The sequence below is a fragment of the Bradyrhizobium sp. 604_D8_N2_3 genome (assembly GCF_051810765.1).
GTDB lineage: Bacteria > Pseudomonadota > Alphaproteobacteria > Rhizobiales > Xanthobacteraceae > Bradyrhizobium > Bradyrhizobium barranii.
Window position 1 is genome coordinate 496,332 of record NZ_JBPWPM010000001.1, and the last position, 18,429, is coordinate 514,760.

At 64.3% G+C, this 18,429-nt stretch carries 15 protein-coding genes and 2 pseudogenes; 8 read left to right on the forward strand and 9 right to left on the reverse strand.

What is annotated here, in order from left to right; translation table 11 throughout:
- The first annotated feature begins 117 nt into the window (after nucleotides 1-117).
- Both pip and AB7245_RS02350 read left to right on the forward strand, forming a co-directional pair.
- The gene (gene pip / locus AB7245_RS02345; RefSeq protein WP_063980450.1) at nucleotides 118-1,074 is read left to right on the forward strand and encodes a prolyl aminopeptidase; all 957 of its coding nucleotides are present in this window, start codon (nucleotides 118-120) and stop codon (nucleotides 1,072-1,074) included.
- A gap of 163 nt (nucleotides 1,075-1,237) precedes the next feature.
- Nucleotides 1,238-1,372 (forward strand): annotated as a pseudogene (locus AB7245_RS02350) (IS5/IS1182 family transposase); the annotation flags it as partial.
- 17 nt (nucleotides 1,373-1,389) lie between these two features.
- Here the strand turns inward: AB7245_RS02350 and AB7245_RS02355 are convergent.
- Nucleotides 1,390-1,785 (reverse strand): VOC family protein, encoded by a 396-nt coding sequence (locus AB7245_RS02355; protein ID WP_063980451.1) that lies wholly within the window; start codon nucleotides 1,783-1,785, stop codon nucleotides 1,390-1,392.
- A 412-nt stretch (nucleotides 1,786-2,197) separates the two neighbouring features.
- Nucleotides 2,198-2,395: a hypothetical protein gene (locus tag AB7245_RS02360; protein ID WP_063980452.1), complete on the reverse strand. Its 198-nt coding sequence runs from the start codon at nucleotides 2,393-2,395 to the stop codon at nucleotides 2,198-2,200.
- Between the two features lie 183 nt (nucleotides 2,396-2,578).
- On the opposite strand from AB7245_RS02360, the gene AB7245_RS02365 reads away from it, so the two are divergent.
- Entirely contained in the window at nucleotides 2,579-3,850 is a 1,272-nt protein-coding gene (locus AB7245_RS02365; protein WP_063980453.1) for a DUF2157 domain-containing protein, read from the forward strand.
- A complete protein-coding gene (locus AB7245_RS02370) occupies nucleotides 3,847-4,461 on the forward strand; it encodes a GDYXXLXY domain-containing protein (RefSeq protein WP_063980454.1) in 615 nt (204 codons plus the stop codon). The genes AB7245_RS02365 and AB7245_RS02370 overlap by 4 nt, the downstream gene beginning before the upstream one ends.
- 7 nt (nucleotides 4,462-4,468) lie before the next feature.
- Here the strand turns inward: AB7245_RS02370 and AB7245_RS02375 are convergent, their stop codons facing one another.
- Nucleotides 4,469-5,827 (reverse strand): PLP-dependent aminotransferase family protein, encoded by a 1,359-nt coding sequence (locus AB7245_RS02375; protein WP_063986000.1) that lies wholly within the window; start codon nucleotides 5,825-5,827, stop codon nucleotides 4,469-4,471.
- 161 nt (nucleotides 5,828-5,988) lie between these two features.
- On the opposite strand from AB7245_RS02375, the gene AB7245_RS02380 reads away from it, so the two are divergent.
- The gene (locus tag AB7245_RS02380) at nucleotides 5,989-6,849 is read left to right on the forward strand and encodes a DMT family transporter (RefSeq protein ID WP_063980455.1); all 861 of its coding nucleotides are present in this window, start codon (nucleotides 5,989-5,991) and stop codon (nucleotides 6,847-6,849) included.
- A gap of 682 nt (nucleotides 6,850-7,531) precedes the next feature.
- Here AB7245_RS02380 and AB7245_RS02385 read toward each other — a convergent pair.
- Both AB7245_RS02385 and AB7245_RS02390 read right to left on the reverse strand, forming a co-directional pair.
- Entirely contained in the window at nucleotides 7,532-8,746 is a 1,215-nt protein-coding gene (locus AB7245_RS02385) for an EAL domain-containing response regulator (protein WP_063980456.1), read from the reverse strand.
- Between the two features lie 821 nt (nucleotides 8,747-9,567).
- Nucleotides 9,568-10,731 carry a hypothetical protein gene (locus AB7245_RS02390; RefSeq protein WP_063980457.1) on the reverse strand — a complete coding sequence of 388 codons (1,164 nt, stop codon included), beginning with the start codon at nucleotides 10,729-10,731 and terminating at the stop codon, nucleotides 9,568-9,570.
- A 339-nt stretch (nucleotides 10,732-11,070) separates the two neighbouring features.
- On the opposite strand from AB7245_RS02390, the gene AB7245_RS02395 reads away from it, so the two are divergent.
- The gene (locus AB7245_RS02395) at nucleotides 11,071-11,694 is read left to right on the forward strand and encodes a helix-turn-helix domain-containing protein (protein WP_063980458.1); all 624 of its coding nucleotides are present in this window, start codon (nucleotides 11,071-11,073) and stop codon (nucleotides 11,692-11,694) included.
- 63 nt (nucleotides 11,695-11,757) lie between these two features.
- Here the strand turns inward: AB7245_RS02395 and AB7245_RS02400 are convergent, their stop codons facing one another.
- The 4 genes from AB7245_RS02400 to AB7245_RS02415 form a co-directional block, all read right to left on the reverse strand.
- Nucleotides 11,758-12,006 (reverse strand): hypothetical protein, encoded by a 249-nt coding sequence (locus AB7245_RS02400; protein ID WP_063980459.1) that lies wholly within the window; start codon nucleotides 12,004-12,006, stop codon nucleotides 11,758-11,760.
- 170 nt (nucleotides 12,007-12,176) lie between these two features.
- Nucleotides 12,177-12,554, reverse strand: coding sequence for an Hpt domain-containing protein (locus AB7245_RS02405; RefSeq protein WP_063980460.1), 378 nt, complete (start codon nucleotides 12,552-12,554; stop codon nucleotides 12,177-12,179).
- Between the two features lie 152 nt (nucleotides 12,555-12,706).
- Nucleotides 12,707-13,405 carry a Crp/Fnr family transcriptional regulator gene (locus AB7245_RS02410; protein WP_038943206.1) on the reverse strand — a complete coding sequence of 233 codons (699 nt, stop codon included), beginning with the start codon at nucleotides 13,403-13,405 and terminating at the stop codon, nucleotides 12,707-12,709.
- Nucleotides 13,406-13,596: 191 nt separating this feature from the next.
- A complete protein-coding gene (locus AB7245_RS02415) occupies nucleotides 13,597-14,307 on the reverse strand; it encodes a Crp/Fnr family transcriptional regulator (protein ID WP_063980461.1) in 711 nt (236 codons plus the stop codon).
- A 434-nt stretch (nucleotides 14,308-14,741) separates the two neighbouring features.
- On the opposite strand from AB7245_RS02415, the pseudogene AB7245_RS02420 reads away from it, so the two are divergent.
- Both AB7245_RS02420 and AB7245_RS02425 read left to right on the forward strand, forming a co-directional pair.
- Nucleotides 14,742-15,210 (forward strand): annotated as a pseudogene (locus tag AB7245_RS02420) (response regulator).
- Between the two features lie 408 nt (nucleotides 15,211-15,618).
- Entirely contained in the window at nucleotides 15,619-18,405 is a 2,787-nt protein-coding gene (locus AB7245_RS02425; protein ID WP_231143771.1) for a hybrid sensor histidine kinase/response regulator, read from the forward strand.
- Nucleotides 18,406-18,429: the final 24 nt, after the last annotated feature.

Below are 18,429 nucleotides of genomic sequence, written 5' to 3' on the forward strand. Positions count from 1 at the left end.
GTACCCATAAACCCGGTGCGTCATGTGACTGGTGGCTTCGTCCGCTTTGCTCCTATAACCGAAACCACCATGATCGCGGCGTGCTAATCGAACCTCGTGGTGCCAAACGGAGGCCGTATGAGTCAGTTGAGGTCGATGTACCCACCCATCGAGCCCTATAGCGCTGGTACCCTCGACGTTGGAGAAGGTTACCGGGTTTATTACGAACGGGTGGGGACGCCGGGCGCGAAGCCGGCGGTCTTCCTGCACGGCGGACCGGGCGGAGGTTTGTCCCCTGAACATAGGCGTCTGTTTGATCCCAATCGATATGATGTCATGCTCTTCGATCAGCGAGGATGTGGGCAATCAACTCCGTATGCGGGGCTCGAAGCGAATACGACTTGGCATTTGGTATCGGACATCGAGCGCTTGCGTGCACTTGCAGGCGTCGACAAATGGCTCGTGTTCGGTGGCTCGTGGGGATCGACTCTCGCGTTAGCCTATGCAGAAACGCATCCCGACCGCGTCAGCGAGCTTGTTCTCCGTGGCGTCTACACCGTCACCAAGGCGGAGCTGCAATGGTACTATCAGTTCGGCGTTTCAGAGATCTTTCCGGAGAAGTGGGAAAAGTTCCAGGCACCGATACCCCTGAGCGAGCGAGGCGACATGATTGCGGCGTATCGCAGCCGGCTGACGGGCGACGATCGAGCCACCCAGCTCGAGGCAGCCAAGGCTTGGGCTATTTGGGAGGGCGAAACGATCACGCTGCTGCCTAATCCAGCATTCTCGACATCGTTTGGCGACGACCAATTTGCGCTCGCGTTTGCGCGATTGGAGAACCACTATTTCGTTCACGATTGCTGGCTGGAGGATGGGCAACTTCTGCGCAACGCTCACCGCCTCCGCGGTATCCCGGGAGCCATTGTTCACGGCCGCTACGACATGCCCTGTCCAGCCCGATATGCGTACGCGCTGCATAGGGCGTGGCCTGATGCCGCATTCCATCTGGTCGAGGGTGCAGGTCATGCTTGGTCGGAGCCAGGTATCCTCGATCAACTGGTGCGCGCCACCGATCGCTTCGCGACAGCACCATAAAGAGGGCAACGACGAAGTCGGAATAAATCCGGGCGCAGAAGAGGAGAATCGTCCGTTGGTGACGGGCTGGTCTCTGGGGCCGCATCATCGACACGCTGGGTGCTTGCTACTCCACGTAAGAAGAGCGTCTGCGACACGTCGATTGTCCGCGTGCATCAGCACTGAGCGCTTCTTCAACAGGATCAAGCAATGCCGTCGTGTGGCGACGCGTTATGACAAGCTTGCCGCCAACTATCTCGCCTTCGTCCAACTCGCTTCAATCAGGCTATGGCTTGGCGCTAATGAGTCCACGTCCTAGGCCTTCCTCTCCGCCGCTCAAGCTTGCTTGTTCTGACGGAGCCGTGACGGCCAGCCGATCCTGACCAGGGTCTCGTCCGGGTCCGACAGCGCAAACTCGTACATTCCCCACGGCGTGTCCTCCGGCCCCCGTCCGTTGGCCAACTCGCCCGAAAACTCTCGCGCGAGTTCGTCGACGGCCTCGGTGTAGAGATAGAGACCGAACGGGTTGCGGCCTCTGATCAGCCAGCCTTCGACGGCATCGGTGAGATGGAGATGGCCGCCCTTTCCATCGGAGAGGATGCGATAGCTGTCCTCACCGTCCTCCGGCTTGTCGCCGTCCGCGCGCGTAAAACCGAGCCGGGCGTAGAATTTCTCCGAGGCGTCGAGGTCGTTGCAGGGAAGGATGGACGTCAGTGCGTGAGTTGGCGTCATGCGAATCCCTTTGCAGTAGACTGCCGATACGTGGGGACGGAAGGTTCAAAGTCGTCACGGCCCGCCGTCCCGACCAGCTTGCGTCCTTTTGAAGACGACCTTATAACCTCGCGCAGGTGCCGAAGGGGCGCCTTCCCGCACAAGAGGCTCTCACCCTTCGAGAGGTTGTCCGTTTTCTTCCGGCGATACGATCCTTCGATCGGCATCCGGGAAGGCCAACGATGACGAGCCCTTTGTTCGGCAATAGCGGGAGTGTCGGACGCCTCATCGGGGTTGTCATGAACACCGTATTCTCGTCGGGCGCTGCGATGCTCGAATTCCCAAGCACGTGCGATGAATTGTTGCGTGAAATCAAAATTCGCGCGCGGTTACGCTTGAACGATCTGACCAATGAATCGCCGGACGTCATATTCTACGCACGCTGGATATCGAGGCGGCGACGCTGGGCGTGGCCCGCGAAATGGAAGTTCCCGCGCTCGGGAACGCGCAGACCATCGGGACTGCGTTGCAGTCGACCAAAGTACAGCTCGTGATCCTGGACGGCCTGACCCATGAAGCCGAACTGAGTGCGGTCGATCTCGTCCTGCCTCGAGTTCGTCAGTTTCTGCATGACGGGTCATCATCATGACGGCCGGTTACTCACTCGGTTCGACCGTGAACGCGAAGCCGCTGTCGCGCGGGGGCACGCGCCCGGTCCCCCCGCAACCAGAGCGGTGACAGGTTGAACCTGCTACCGTCGCGGCCCGACCAACAGCATCCCGCCAACCGGCAGGGAGCGAGGTGTTTCACGACGATGTTCGACAAAACCTATCGGCAGCGCCTCGAGGCTGATCTTGCGCAATGGGAAGCCGACGGCGTGATCGCGCCGGCGGCGGCCACCTCCATCCGCAGCGCGCTGCCGCCGCTCTCGCCCGGCATCAACATCGCCGTCGTCGTTGCCATCGTCGGCGGCCTCTTGATCGCAGCCGCCTTCCTCGCCTTCGTCGCGGCGCACTGGACCGAGATCGCGCGGCTGCTGCGGTTCGCGATCCTGATCGCCGGCATGGTCGTCGCCGGCGGCCTCGGAGCGTGGTTTGCCGCGACGGGCCGCAATGTTCTCGCCGATCTCTGTGCGAGCATCGGTGCGATCATCTTCGGCGCGGGCATCGCGCTGGTCGGCCAGATGTATCATCTCGGCGAGGATTTCGCCGGCGGCATGCTGCTGTGGTCGATCGGAGCATTTGCCGCCGCACTGCTGACCGGATCGCGCGGCGCGCTTGCGGTCGCCCTCGTCGCGGCCTGCATCTGGACCTGCATGCGCAACTATGATGCGCATGATGTCCTGCATCTTCCGTTCGTGGCGGTCTGGCTGATCGCCGCCGCGCTCGCGCTTGCATGGAATTCCCGTGTGGCGGCCCATCTCGTCGCGGTCGCGCTGCTTCCGTGGTGGATCGCGACTTCGCTCCGCTTCGAACTCGACGGTGCCCAGCCGTCGTTCGTGCTCGCGAACGGCGCCGCCTTGCTGTTCGGCGCCGGACTCGCAATCGCCGCTGTGCCGTCGCCGAGGGCGCGGCGTCTCGGGACCGTTTTATCGATCTACGGAGCGTTTTCGCTGGCGGCCGTCGCTTGCCTGGAGGTGACAACGGTGGACGACATCATCCGCTTCCGGAACAGCACGGTGCCGGCCCAGCCACTTTGGGCGATCCTGTGCGGGGCCGCGGGCGTGATCCTCGCGCTTGCGTCTGCCGGCGTCACCAGGCGTGCAGGTGAAATCCTTGCGGCATGTTCGATCGGACTCGTCCTGCTCGCGGCGCCGATCTGGCCGGCATCCACGGCCGGCGAGCCCTGGTTCGCCTATGCCGCGCTGCTCTGCGCCATGCTGTGCCTTGTTGTCTCCGGTGTGCTCGATGATGTGCGTCCGCGGATCGTTGCCGGCTGGCTCGGGATTGCCGGCGTGATCGCGGGCATCACCTGGGCGGTGAAGGGATCGCTGCTGCGCCGCTCGGCTTTCCTTGCCGCGGCCGGTGTTGTTGCCGTCGTATTTGCCACCGCGCTCAATCGCGCGCTGCCGAGGGCCCAGCGATGATGGAGTTGACCGCGTCCGTGACAAAACTCTGGCAACGCATCCCGAAAGCCGTGCTGTTCGGTGTCGCCGTCCTGCTTCAATGCGTGCTGCTGGTGCTGATGGTCGCCGATCGCATGCAGATCCTGCGCGAAGGCCGTGAGGTGACGTTGCAGACGCAGCCGGTCGATCCCCGCGATCTGCTACGCGGCGACTATGTCGTGCTCCGCTACGACATCTCGCAACTGCCGGCGGGCACGCTCGCTGGACAGCCGGCGGCCGAGCGCAAGCCCGTCGTGTTCGTCAAGCTCGCGCCGAATGCCAATGGTCTCTACGAGGCCGTCTCGGTGCATGCCGAGCCCGTCACGGTCACGGCTCCCGAAGTGCTGATCCGCGGCCGCGTCTCCTCTTACGGCGGAACCTGCGGCTCCGGCTCGCGCGTCTTCTGCGAGAAACTGGCGATCAAATACGGTCTCGAAAGCTATTTCGTGCCCGAAGGCGAGGGCAAGAAGCTCGAGCAGGCCCGCAACCAGCAGAAACTCCGGGTCGTCGCCGCCGTACTCCCCTCAGGCCGCGCCGCCATCAAGCGGCTGCTGCTCGACGGCGAGCCGGTCTATGAGGAGCCGTTATACTAGGCGCTGATCATTTGGCCTTCAGCGCCCGCCGCAGCACGTCCCACATTCGCGGATCGCTCATATGCGCCACGTTGAAGCGCAGGAAGTCCGATGCCGTCTGCGATACGCTGAAGACGTTGCCCGGTGCGAGCACCACATCCTCCTCGAGCGCGGCGCGCGCGACGGCGGTGGCATCCTGTCCGCCCGCGAGGCGGCACCAGAGGAAGAAGCCACCGCGCGGCATCAGCCAGGGCTCGATGCCCAGCGCCTGAAGTTTTCGCGCGACGTCGCGGCGCGTGCGCGTGAGCTTCTGCCTGAGCTCGTCCATGTGCTTGCGATAGCTGCCGCCGGCCAGGACCCTTGCGATGATTTCGGTCGCCACCGGGCTCGGGCCGCCAAAACTGGTCGCGACCTGGAGGTCGACGAGGTGCTCGATCCAGTCGGCTCGCCCTGCGATGTAGCCGCAGCGCACCGAGGCCGACAGCGTCTTGGAGAAGCTGCCGATGCGGATCACGCGGTTCAATCCGTCGAGCGCGGCAAGGCGCGGCGAGCGCTCCGGTTCGAAGTCGCCGAAGATGTCGTCCTCGATGATGGTGAGGTCGTGCGTCGTGGCCGCAGTCAGAAGCCGGTGCGCGGTCTGAAGCGAGATCGTCGCGCCGGTCGGATTGTGCAGCGCTGAATTGGTGATGTAGAGCCGCGGCCGCTCAGCCGCGAGGATCTGCTCGAAGCGCGCGACATCGGGGCCCGACGGCGTGTAGGGCACGCTGACGATCTTCGCCTGATGCGCTCGCAGCAGCGCGCGAAAATTGAAGTAGCAGGGATCGTCGACCAGCACGGTGTCGCCGGGACGGAGCAGGAAGCGGCAGATCAGGTCGGTCGCCTGCGTGCCTGAACCGGTCAGCATCAACTGGTTGATCGAGGCCTCGATCGCGTCTTCGGCGAGGCGCGCGAGCAGCAGCCGGCGCAGGGCAGGGGAGCCGCTCGTGCTGCCGTAGTTGGTCAAAACGCTCGCGTCGGTGCGGGCAAGCGCGCGGGTGGCGCGGCGCAACGCCGCCTCCGGCATCCACTCCGGCGGCAGCCAGCCGCAGCCGGGTTTTGGCACGCCATCATCCGTGTCGAGCGATTGTCGGGAAACCCAGAACGGATCAACTTCCCGGTCGCGGCGGGGCTCGACTTCGGTCAGCGCCAGCGGCGGGGTGACGGCCGATGAGACATAGAAGCCCGAGCCGCGCCGGGCGCGGATCAGGCCATCGGCGGCCAGCCGATCATAGGCTTCGACGACGGTGGACGGCGAAACACCCATTGTCGCGGCAAGGCTGCGGATCGACGGCAGGCGGTCGCCGGCACTGAGCGCGCGGGCGGCGACCTTGGCGCGGATCGCGCCCATCACGTCGCTGGTCCGCGTCCCGCCCCGTCCCTTCGTTTGTAGCTCGCCGCCCAAGGTGTATTACCTTCCATATCCATACAGTTCTGCCGGATTGTACTGGATTGTTGCTGGTTTCGCCACCGGCGACGGCCGATGATCGTGACCCAAAAAGCGAGACGGACATGCAATCTACAGGCAGTGGCTGGGGCAACGGGCTTCTCGGCGTCATCATCTTCAGCGGCTCCTTGCCGGCGACGCGCGTGGCGGTCGGTGGTTTCTCCGCGCTGTTCCTGACGTCCGCCCGCGCGGTCATCGCGGCCCTGATCGGTATGGCCGTGCTCTTCCTGCTCCGCCAGGCGCGGCCGCAGCGGAAGGATCTCGTCTCGCTCACCATCGTCTCCATCGGCGTCGTGGTCGGCTTCCCCCTGCTGACGGCGCTCGCGCTCCAGCACATCACCTCCGCGCATTCGATCGTCTTCATCGGGCTCTTGCCGCTGTCGACGGCGATCTTCGCGGTGCTGCGCGGTGGCGAGCGACCGCAGCCGCTGTTCTGGCTGTTCGCTGTCCTCGGCAGCACCACGGTGGCAGGCTTTGCTTTGTCCAACGACGGCTCGGCATCAGTCACCGGCGATCTCCTGATGGTCGCCGCCATCGTGCTGTGCGGGCTCGGTTATGCCGAAGGCGCGGCGCTGTCGCGCCGCCTCGGCGGCTGGCAGGTGATCTCCTGGGCGCTGCTGCTCGCGCTGCCGCTGATGGTGTCGGTCGCGATCCTGACATGGCCGTCGACGTGGAGCGGCGTCGGCGTGCCCGCCTGGATCGGGCTCGCCTACGTCTCCGTCTTCAGCATGTTCGTCGGCTTCATCTTCTGGTACCGGGGCCTTGCGGTCGGCGGCATTGCCCGCGTCGGTCAATTGCAGCAGCTCCAGCCGTTCTTCGGCCTCGCGCTTGCCGGCTTCCTGCTGCACGAGCCGGTCGCATGGAGCATGATCGCCGCGACCGCACTCGTCGTCGTCTGCGTGTTCTTCGCGCGGCGATATGCCTGAGGCGGTGATCGCAGTTCCCGACCAGGGTCTGAAGTTGATGACCTTGATCGAACGCGCTTCCATCTGGTCATTGGCTCGCGACCACACCTTGGCGCGGTCGTTATGCGACTGCCAACGTTGATCTAGATCAACGTCTGTTCTTGCACGCAGTGCCGCACTGGATGGGAGAGTTATCTCCCCGGTGCATCGCGTGCCCTGTTTCGCGATCACAGTGACAGCATCCGCCTGGCTGGTCTGCTCGTTTCGCTGATGGGACGGTGATCGGCATCCTCACGCGACTGACAGAAATCCGCAGAAAGCAAGGGAAGGAGCACGTCATGCGACACGGAACCAAATTTTGGCTAGCCGGCGCCGTTATTGCCTGCGCAGCCATGGGCTCGGTGCAGTGGTCGGAGGAGGATGGTCTTTCATTCTCGGTTCAGAGCGCACAGGCCCGCGTAGGGCGACCAGCGACCCCAGTGAGTGTCGCCGGCGTCGCGCGGCGAACGACGCGCCGCGCCGTAGTCGGTGGAGCGGCCGTAGGCGCCGCTGTCGCGGCACCAACGTGCGCCCGCGTGCTGGTCAATGGCGCGTGGGTCTGTCGCTAGGAAAGCTCTGTCCTTCATGGGGGTGATCGCAGCGATCGCGCTCGTGGTCGTGTGCGTCTTCTTCTTCGCGCGGCGGTTGGCGTGAGGCCTGTGCCTCACGCCTGCCCCATCACCGTCCGCGTCAGCGCACTCCGGGCAAACTTCTTCAGCGGCATCGGCTTGCCGAACAGAAAACCCTGCACGAGGTCGAAGCCGAGCTCGTTGGCGGCGACGAGGTCGGCGCGGCTCTCGACGCCTTCGGCCACGGTGCGCGCGCCGTAGGCGTGCGCGAGCTCGACGATGTGACGGCACACCGTGCGCTTCAGCCGATCGCTGCCGCTGCCGGTGACGAAGTGCCGATCGGCCTTCAGCTTGATGAAGGGAATCTTGTCCAGATCCATCAGTGACGGCCAGTTGGCGCCAAGATTGTCGATCGACAGGCCGATATTGTGCAGGCGCACCTCGCGGGCGACCTCGACGAGGAATTCGAGATCGCGGATCGCCTCCTCGCTGTCGATCTCGATCGTCAGCCCGCCGAAGGCCGGATGCGTCGGCATGCGGCGGCAGAGATCGCGCACCGCCTGCGGCTCCTTCAGATACGACGTCGGCAGGTTGATCGAGAGATCGACCGGGCTCTGCTGCTCCAGGAGATAGTGCCAGTCCTGCAAGGCGCGCTCGATCACGAACTCCGAGAGCTCGCGCAAATGCGGATCGTGCTCTTCGGGGATGAAGTAGGCGGGCGGCACCACGCCCCAGGTCGGATGCCGCATCCGCACCAGCGCCTCGGCGCCGCTGCGGACCAAGGTGCGCGCGTCGATCTTGGGCTGGTACCAGAGCTCGAGCCAGCCGGCATGCAGCGCCTCGCCGACATACACGGCCGGGCTCGGCGCCGGCTCGTCCGGCAGCAGCATCGCGACGCGCTCGCGCAGCGTCTCGGCGGCAAAGGGCGTGGTCAGTGGCGGCAGCATCGCGAGGCCATACTCCTCGCCGACCTGCTGCACAGCCCTGACGATGATGGACTCGCGGGCGCCGACGGCGAGAACCTTGCCGTCGAAGGCCTCGCGCACCAGTGTCTCCAGAAACGTGCCGGGCTCGATGCCGTCGGCGGCGATGCCGAGCAGGATCAGGTCCGGCAACTCGCGGGTCAGCACGGTCTGCAGCTCGTCCGCGCTGGCGCATTCGCTGGTGACGAAACCAAGATCCTCCAGCACCTCGGCGAGGAATGCGCGCAGATGGCGCTTGCCGTCGGCGACGCATGCGCGCGGCGTTACCTTTCGCCGTCCGAAGGTTTTAGGCCTCCGTCCGGCGAGCTCAACAAGTTCATCGTTCATCGCAAACCACTCCCGTTCCGCGACAGGTGTTAGCGATGGGAGCAGTTTCAAATATGGAGAGCTTCAGTCGATTGTTGAATTATCTGGGTAACGTTAAAGCCCGCATCACGTCTAAAATTGTCTGGATCTTCTTCCAGAAGTTTTTACGTCTGCCCGCGCGTCGCGCGCGAGCGTGCGGCAATCCCGCGCAATTTTTGCAAGACGCGGCTTGGCTGCGGACACGCGCGCTGTCCTGTAATCGGACGAGGTCGCGCGCACTTCGCCCAATTGAATAATGGACGCCTCAATTGCTTGTGGCCGTGGCGTGCCGGGTCATGCAGTACCAGCTCGCGACCGCGACTCAGGACGGGAAACGCCTTGTAGAATCCGTGCTTGTCGAGCTGCGCATTCAGCTCGTTCAACGCGCTACGAACCGCTCGCGTTTCGCGCGGCGCTGGCGCGCGCGTGCAATGCCGCCATCGTCGATGTCCGCCGGTTCGATCTCATCGCAACCTCCTTCCCGTCGCTCTTGCGGTGCATCGCAGGATCGACACGATGGCAGCGATGGGAGAGTTCATTTTCACGCGATGCGCGCATGTTCCATGGTTTACGCGTGACAGTTCTGCGACAACGTGGCCGGCTGCGGCGGCGCAAATGTGAAGCACATCACATGTGTCTTGCTGCACCTGCGCTATTGCTGTGCGCAGCCGGTGGTGGGCTGTCGAGGATTACAGCAATGACGACGCGGCGATTGATGTATTGGTGGTTCAGATTCGTTCTGTCAGGACGATTTACCGATCGCTTCCTGTGCCTGCCGCGGGCGGAGTAGCCGCGCCGCAGTATCAGGTCTGCCCAATCAATTTGCGAAACGCCGCCGCGCCGTCCTGCACGGCGTCGCGTCCCTTCCAGGCCAGATAGGACAGCTTGCCACCGAGCGTGTCGTGGCTGCGCAGCCGGCGCGAGCCGAGAATGTGGCCGACATTGGAGGGGAAGCGGCTCACCTCGGCGGACACCAGCGCCGCGATCGCATCCATCAATTGCTGGAGCCGGATACCCCATTCGCAACCCTCGATGCCGTCGATGCGGACCTTGAGCGCATATTCGGTGTCGTAGATGTCGGCGAGCAGGTCGCGGGCGACCAGCACGCGGTTGTGCTTGAGCGCGACCCGCAGGGCGAGCCGCTTGTCGTCGAGCCGGTCGAGCACCATGGGAACGACGCAGGCATAGGGCGTGGCGGCGACGTCGGCCACGCTCTTGCTCGCGGCGATCCTGGTGGCAAGGCGCACCAGCTCCCAGGACGTCTTCAGCCGCCTCGCCACCAGCGCCAGCGCAAAGGGCAGCGCGTCCGGGTGGGACTTCTTGAAGACATCGAGTTGCGCAGTGATCTGGGCAACCTGGCCGTCGTCGAATTTCGCGATCTTCTCAGGCAGCTTTTCGTTGAACTTCGGCAGCGCGTCGCCGGCGCGCAGCACCTGCTGCATTTTCCTCACGTCGTCGAAGGCGGTGCGCGAGGCCGTGTATTGCGTGAGCTTGGCGCGTGCGAACTCGGTGCTTTCCGCCGATGCGAGGGTGTTCTCGAGGACCTTGAGGACCTTGGTCTGGAAGATCGACGCGGTTTTCAGCACTTCCTTCGGGTTGTTGGCGGTGACCTGGTCGTTGATCGCCTTGATGTAGTCGCGCGCCATGGTCGGCAGCAGGTCGCGGCAGATCCACTCCCAGATCGGCGTGAGCGTGTTACGTGAAATCCGCCCCGCATTGGCATGCTCGGGTGCGCCGTCGATCAGGAGCAGTTCGAGCGGCGCGAAGAAATAGCGCGAGGGACTGGTGGCGCGTGCCTGGGTCGATCCGTCCTTGCGGAACTCGGCGCGCAACTTCGCCTGGATGTCGGACGAGCCCGGCATGTCGATGCCGCACAGTTCGAGCCGCTCGAGCTCGCTGAGCAGACAGCTGCGCGAGAGCGGCGTCAGCCTCTGCAAGAACTCGGACAGCCGATCGATCTCGTTCATGGCACGCAATCTTCCGCAGCGTTTCCCGCAGGCCTACCGGCCTCATGCGTGGAGGCATTTGCGCGCTCTCAATCGTGACCAAGAGAAGCAAGTCATTGTTAATTTATCCGTAAAAACCGGGAGGCGCGGGCGCCCGCTGGGGAGCGTTGGTTAAGGAGGCATTTCGTCGCCTGCTCAAGTTTTGGGCGAAACCTCAACCTACGCGTGGTCGATTGCGTGGGTACTCAAGCATAAATTGTGCCTGCGCCGGTATTTCAGCACAAAACTGCCAAAATTACCGTAGTCTTACGGAGCAAAAAGTTAACCACAGACCGGCCTCGGTTCCGCTAAACGAGTCACATGGGGTCACAGAACGATACGGCCACCGATTCGCGGCCGTCGGAATGGTTCGAAAGCAGCTCTGCTCCGACCGAAGAGCTCGATTTCGCCCGCCTGAACGCGGTCCGCGCCAAGGCCGCCGACGAGATGGCCAGCGCCATCGCCCGCGAGCTCAACGGCCCCCTGACCGCGCTCCTGCTCTACATGGGCGAGATCAAGCACCACAGCGACCAGCTCGCGCCGGTTACGGCCGATCGGGCCTATTTGCAGCGCGTGGTGGAGAATGCGCTGGCGCAGACCGAACGTGTTTGCGGCGTGGTCAAGCAGCTTGCCGGCCCTCATAGGGATGCCCTGCCGATCCAGTCCAGGACCGAGGGCGCCGAATTGAACGCCGCCCGCGCACAGCAAGCGCAGCGTGTGCCGAGCACCGAGTTGCTGGGCCTGTCGGGCCAGAAGCGGCTGACCAAGCGCGAACGCGAGGTGCTGAGGCTGATCAGCGAGGGCTACTCGAACAAGCAGGGCGCGCTGCGGATGCAGATCAGCCCGCGCACGTTCGAGAGCCATCGCGCCGAGGCGATGCGCAAGCTCGGCGCGCGCAACACCGCGGACCTCGTCCGTGCGGCGCTGCTGCATTCGATCGATTGAGGTTCTGTCCTGCGCCGCCAGGCGGGCGATCAAGCCTGAGAATGGCCTGGGGACCCGATGGGTTCAGAGATAATCCTCGGCGAAAGGGCGTACCCGCGACGGCGGCCGCAGCGACTTGGGCTCTTCCTTCGGCGCGCTCGGAATGATCGTGATGGTCCAGCGCGGCGGCATGCTCGATTCCTGCTCCAGCACCGAGCGAACGAAACCAGTCACCGTCGCCTCGCCAGCCTTCACCGTCGCCGTCCTGCCGTTGAACTGTGCGATGCGGAAGCGACGGACCTCTTTCTGATCCGCAGTCTCATAGGTGAACATGGAAACCCTCCTGGTTTCCGGCGACTATCGCCACCTATGATTAGCCATCTGTGAAAATCCCAAACCGTAGAAGTACGGCGGGCCTGGCGCGGTTTTCGTCAGAGCGTTTTCGAGCGAAGTGGATACGGTTTGCGCAAGCCCCGCTCCGATTCATCGAAACGAAAATGGCTCTAGCCCTGCGGCTCCTGCGCGCGCGCGGCGGCGTAGGCGGCATCCATCAGGTCGAGGAGACCGTGGAATTCGGCCTCGCCAAGCGTCTCCGCGGTCTGCTCCAGCCGCAGCGCCAGCGCCGCAAGCCTGACATAGCCGAACGTTCCGGCCGCGCTCTTCAGCGAATGCGCTTCGCGGGTGATCCTGGCGAGGTGCCGCGCGAGCGAGAGCGTGCGGAACAGCTGCAGACGCGCGCAGGTCTCGCTCCAGAACACGTCACGGACTTCACAGGCCCCGTCCTCGCCGATCTCCCGCACCAGCGCTTCGTACGCACCCGGCTCGCGCGCGGGCGCAGCATCGAGCGCTTTTGGCATCGGCGCGGCGGTCACTTCAAACATGGCTTTGGCCCGTCCTGGTCACGGTTCGTCTGCCGCGCGGCCTGTACGGCGCGAGGCATGCCCCGTGTCTAGGGCATCCGAATTTCAGTTCCGGTAGCAGGACGATCCGTGTTTGCAGGCCGGCGTTAGCCGCCGGTTTACCAAGGCGCCGGTCAGCGCGGGCCGAGCAGCCGGTCGTACTGGGCCTTCACGGTGGCGTAGCATTCGCACGCCGTCTGGCGCAGGCCGTCCAGGTTGAGGATCTGGATGTGCCCGCGGCTGTAGTGGATGAAATTGGCGTGCTGCAACGTATTGGCGACCAGCGACACGCTGTTGCGGCGCGCCCCGATCATCTGCGCCATCGCCTCCTGGGTCAGCAGCAGCCGGTAATCGCCCGACAGGTCATGGGTGTGCAGCAGGCAACGCGACAGCCGCGACTCCACCGGATGGGCGGCGTTGCAGCCCGCGGTCTGCTGGACCTGTGCGTAGACGGCCAGCCCGTGACGGGTGAGCAGCGTCCGCAAGGTGCTGCTCTGGTCGGCCGCGTCGCGCAGCCGGTCGAGGTCCATCACGGAGGCGGCACCGGGGACCAGCACGATTGCCGTGTTCAGCGCGCAGGCATCGCCCATGGTCGAGAGCGTTCCGAGCAGGCTGTCGCGGCCGACCATGGCGACCTGCACATGCTCGCCCTTGGCGAGTTTCACCACCAGCGAGATGACGCCGCGGTGGGGAAAGTAGGCGCGCTTGAGCGTCTCGCCGGTCTCCACCAGGATCGCTTCGTGCGGCAGATCGATCATGCGCAAATGCGGGCGGATCAATTCGTAATCCTCCGCCGACAGTGCGGACAGGAAACCGTTGGATGGGCGCGCCATCGTTTCCAAGACTGCCTCCGTCTCGTCAGCCCCCGAACTCGAAGCGAATGGGCTGCTCGCTGTACGGATAAGTTTGATCATGTTCTCGTCGGGATATATTGGCAATTGGGACAAGATGTCCGGTTGCGATGGCGCCCCCGCTGCACTGTGTGCACACCGGCATGCAGCAGGCCGGTTGCGCCGGGCTATCTTCATCGCGGGGCTCCCAGCAGGCGGGCGTGGCAGCCCTTCACCGCCGCATAGCAGTCGCAGGACCTCGTCTCCAATGCGCGCTCGTCGACGATCTCGATCTGGCCGCGGGTGTAGTGAATGATGCCGGCGCGCTGGAGCGCATTTGCGACGAGGGAAATCGCGTTGCGCCGTACGCCCATCATCTGCGCCAGCGTCTCCTGTGTCAGCGGAAGGAACTTGCTGTCGGACAGGTCGCGGGCACGCAGGAGCCAGCGCGCCAGCCGCGCTTCGACCGGGTGCACCGTATTGCACAGCACCGATTGCTGCGCATGCGCGAGCAGCGCCTGCTCGTGGCGGATCATCAGGCCGCGAAACTGCGCGCTTGCGGCCGCCACCGCCCGGAAGGCCGCGATTTCGAGCACGGACGCAGTCCCGGGGAAGAGCACAGCGGCATCCGTCGGAGCGATGCCGTCGGCAAGCGCGGCGCCGGCGCCGACGGCGCTGTCGCGGCCCAGCATCGCGACCTCGATCATCTGTCCCTCGGAGAGACCCACCGTGATCGAAACGGACCCGCCGTGCGGGAAGTAGACATGTCGCAGCGCGGCGCCTGCCTCGGCCAAGACAGATTCCCTGACCATTTCGACTGTCGCGAGATGGGGGCGCAGCAGATCGAAATCCGCCACGCCGAGCATTTGCAGCAACTGGTTGGACGGGTGGCCGCTCGCGGTCATGCAGGTCAATCCGGCGCGTTCATTAGGACGATCGGCCGCCGCGCCCTGTGCGTCATTCAGTTGCACGGCGACCAAAACATATTGTAAAGGTTGTGTGGCCGTCCATATACCCGTTGGGGGGCAGACAGGCTGCGGCATTTGCGGCGGAAATTGAGAAACGCACGCTGATTCGCGCGTTAATTAGGGGCGTCCGTCTTGCGCCGGGCGGCAGGAAAAAGCGGCAAGGGGGCCATCATGAGCCGCTAGGATCGCATCTGCGCCGTCATCGGACCCGACCGACACCTGCGGCTTCCCCTCAAGCGCGCATTTTCTATCCATCCGGGACTGGTCCGCGCGGCTTCGCAACGCCGCGACTGTCGCACCCCTTGCCCCTGATTTCCCGACAGGACCGTTGACGCTTGCATCAATGTTTCGACCAGCCAGAGGAGAACGGCGTGCCCCACGGTTTGACGTTTGAATCGCCGAAACGGGAAACTCAAACGGGGACGGCAGACCTGCACCATACTCTCGTCGACGACGACCCGATGGTGTGCATGGCCATCGAGATCTATCTGCAGCGGAATCATTTCCGGGTGACGATTGCCGACGGAGGAGAAGCCGCCTCCGCGCTCTCGAGAACGAACAGGTCGATCTGATGATGATCGACATCTTCATGCCGCACACGCGAGGTTCGAGTCGATCCGGATCTTCCACGAGCACGCGCCGGCCATTCCGCTGATTGCGATGTCCGGCTACGCCTTCGCAAATTTGAACGCGCCCGCACCCGACTTCCTCCGGATGGCGCCGGAGCTCGGCGCTGCGCGTTGCCTTCGCAAGCCGTTTAGACCGGATGCGCTATTCGCGGCCATCGAGGATTGTCTCGCGGAGCATCGTGCTGTCTCCGCAATTGGGTTAGCGCGGTAGCAATCGCGGCGGCCGCGAAATAAGCGTCCGTTTACCGCAAGCGCAGCTGTTGCGGATTGAGCAGGCGAGCAGCGGGCGGCGGTGTGAGCGATTCTGATTGCGCGTGATTTGATTCAATTCGCGCGGCCCGTGCATATCGTCCTTCGCGAGCAGGATTTTTCGCATACGTCGCAGTGTTGTTATCGGAGCGTTTACCTATCGCGTCTGTCGCGTGAGATGCGGCGCCGCTTTTGTCGCAAGACGCTATCGCAGGCCTCGAAGCGCAAACTTGTCTTCAATATCCGTATTAGCACGGAGGCTGAAATTAACGGGACCGTGAAAGGGGTTGTCTAACGATCCAGGCGCGGACCTCCGCCGAACTCCAGGTGCGGCCCAGGCGTCGAAGTCCGGCTCAGTAAGGCGTAGCTCATGGATGATCTGTTGCGGGAGTTTTTGACGGAGACCAGCGAGAGCCTGGACACCGTCGACAATCAGTTGGTGAAGTTCGAGCAGGAGCCGAATAACGCCAAGATCCTGGATAACATCTTCCGCCTGGTCCACACCATCAAGGGCACGTGCGGCTTCCTCGGACTGCCGCGGCTTGAAGCGCTGGCGCATGCCGGCGAGACCCTGATGAGCAAATTCCGCGACGGCATGCCGGTGACGGCCGGCGCGGTGACGGTGATCCTGTCCTCGATCGACCGCATCAAGGAGATCCTCGCCGGCCTCGAGGCGACCGAAGCCGAGCCCGAAGGCAACGACCGCGATCTCATCGACAAGCTGGAAGCGATGGTCGAGCAGGGCATGGCCGCGATGGCCGCAGGTGCTGTTGCTGATGCACCGCCGCTCGTCCCGGAAGCTCCCACTCCCGTCGAAGCAAAGGTTGCACCGTCGAAAGAAAAAGAAATGACCGAGGGCACGCTGATCGACCAGACCCTGGAGCGCCCCTTACGTCCGGGCGAAGTCTCGCTCGACGAGCTCGAGCGCGCCTTCCGCGAGACCGCGATCGAAGCGCCGGCTCCTGTCGCCAAGGCCGAGCCCGCGCCGGCTGCTGAAGCTCCGGCGCTCGCCGCCAAGGAAGCTGCGAAGCCCGCCAAGGAAAAGGCCGCGCCGAAGAAGTCGACGGCCGACGAGAATGCAGGCGAAGGCGCCAGCATCGCCAACCAGTCGATCCGCGTCAACGTGGATACGCTGGAGCATCTGATGACCATGGTCTCCGAGCTGGTCCTGACCCGCAACCAGCTGCTGGAGATCTCCCGCCGCAACGAGGACACCGAGTTCAAGGTGCCGTTGCAGCGCCTGTCCAACGTCACCGCCGAGCTGCAGGAAGGCGTCATGAAGACGCGCATGCAGCCGATCGGCAATGCCTGGCAGAAGCTGCCCCGCATCGTCCGCGATCTCTCGAGCGAACTCGGCAAGCAGATCGAGCTGGAGATGCACGGCGCCGACACCGAGCTCGACCGCCAGGTGCTCGACCTGATCAAGGACCCGCTCACCCACATGGTGCGCAACTCCGCCGACCACGGCCTGGAGACCCCCGCCGAGCGGCTCGCGTCCGGCAAGGGCGAGCAGGGCACCATCCGCCTGTCCGCCTATCACGAGGGCGGCCACATCATCATCTGCATCGCCGACAACGGCCGCGGCCTCAACACCGAGAGGATCAAGGCCAAGGCGATCTCCTCCGGTCTCGTCACCGAGGCCGAGCTCGAGAAGATGAGCGAAGCCCAGATCCACAAGTTCATCTTCGCGCCGGGCTTCTCGACCGCAGCTGCGATCACCTCGGTCTCCGGCCGCGGCGTCGGCATGGACGTGGTGCGCACCAATATCGACCAGATCGGCGGCACCATCGACATCAAGTCGGTGGCCGGCGAGGGCTCCTCCGTCACCATCAAGATCCCGCTGACCTTGGCCATCGTCTCGGCGCTGATCGTCGAGGCCGCCGGCGACCGTTTTGCAATCCCGCAGCTCTCGGTCGTCGAGCTTGTCCGTGCCCGCGCCAACAGCGAGCACCGCATCGAGCGCATCAAGGACACCGCGGTGCTCAGGTTGCGCAACAAGCTCTTGCCGCTGATCCACCTCAAGAAGCTGCTCAAGATCGACGACGGCGCGGCCAGCGATCCCGAGAACGGTTTTATCGTGGTGACCCAGGTCGGCAGCCAGACCTTCGGCATCGTGGTCGACGGCGTGTTCCACACCGAAGAGATCGTGGTGAAGCCGATGTCGACGAAGCTGCGTCACATCGACATGTTCTCCGGCAACACCATTCTGGGCGATGGCGCTGTTATCATGATCATCGATCCCAACGGCATTGCCAAGGCGCTCGGCGCCGCCGGCTCCTCGGCCCATGACATGGGCGACGAGAACGGCGCCCATCACATCGGAAGTGGCGAGCAGACCACCTCGCTGCTGGTGTTCCGCGCCGGCTCCAGCCAGCCCAAGGCGGTCCCGCTCGGGCTCGTCACCCGCCTGGAAGAGCTCCCGGCCGACAAGATCGAGTTCAGCAACGGCCGCTACATGGTGCAGTACCGCGAGCAGCTGATGCCGCTGGTCGCCATGGAGAGCGTCACCATTGCGAGCCAGGGCGCCCAGCCGATTCTGGTGTTTGCGGATGACGGCCGCTCCATGGGCCTCGTCGTCGACGAGATCATCGACATCGTCGAGGAACGGCTCAACATCGAGGTCGGCGGCTCCGCCTCCGGCATTCTCGGTTCGGCCGTGATCAAGGGCCAGGCCACCGAGGTGATCGACGTCGGCCACTTCCTGCCGATGGCGTTCGCCGACTGGTTCACCCGCAAGGAGATGAAGCCGTCGCAGCACTCGCAGTCGGTGCTGCTGGTCGACGACTCGGCCTTCTTCCGCAACATGCTGGCACCCGTGCTGAAGGCGGCCGGCTACCGCGTCCGCACCGCGCCGACTGCGCAGGAGGGCCTGGCTGCGCTGCGTGCGCAGAGCTTCGACGTGGTCCTGACCGACATCGAGATGCCCGACATGAACGGGTTCGAGTTCGCCGAAGTGATCCGCTCCGACACCAATCTGGGCGCGATGCCGATCATCGGCCTGTCCGCGCTGGTGTCGCCGGCGGCGATCGAGCGCGGCCGTCAGGCCGGCTTCCACGACTATGTCGCCAAGTTCGACCGTCCCGGTCTGATCGCGGCGCTGAAGGAACAGACCGCGGGCGCCGCCGGCGCCTCCGAGCTGAGCCGGGCAGCGGCGTAACGGCACTGGGGATCAGGAGATACC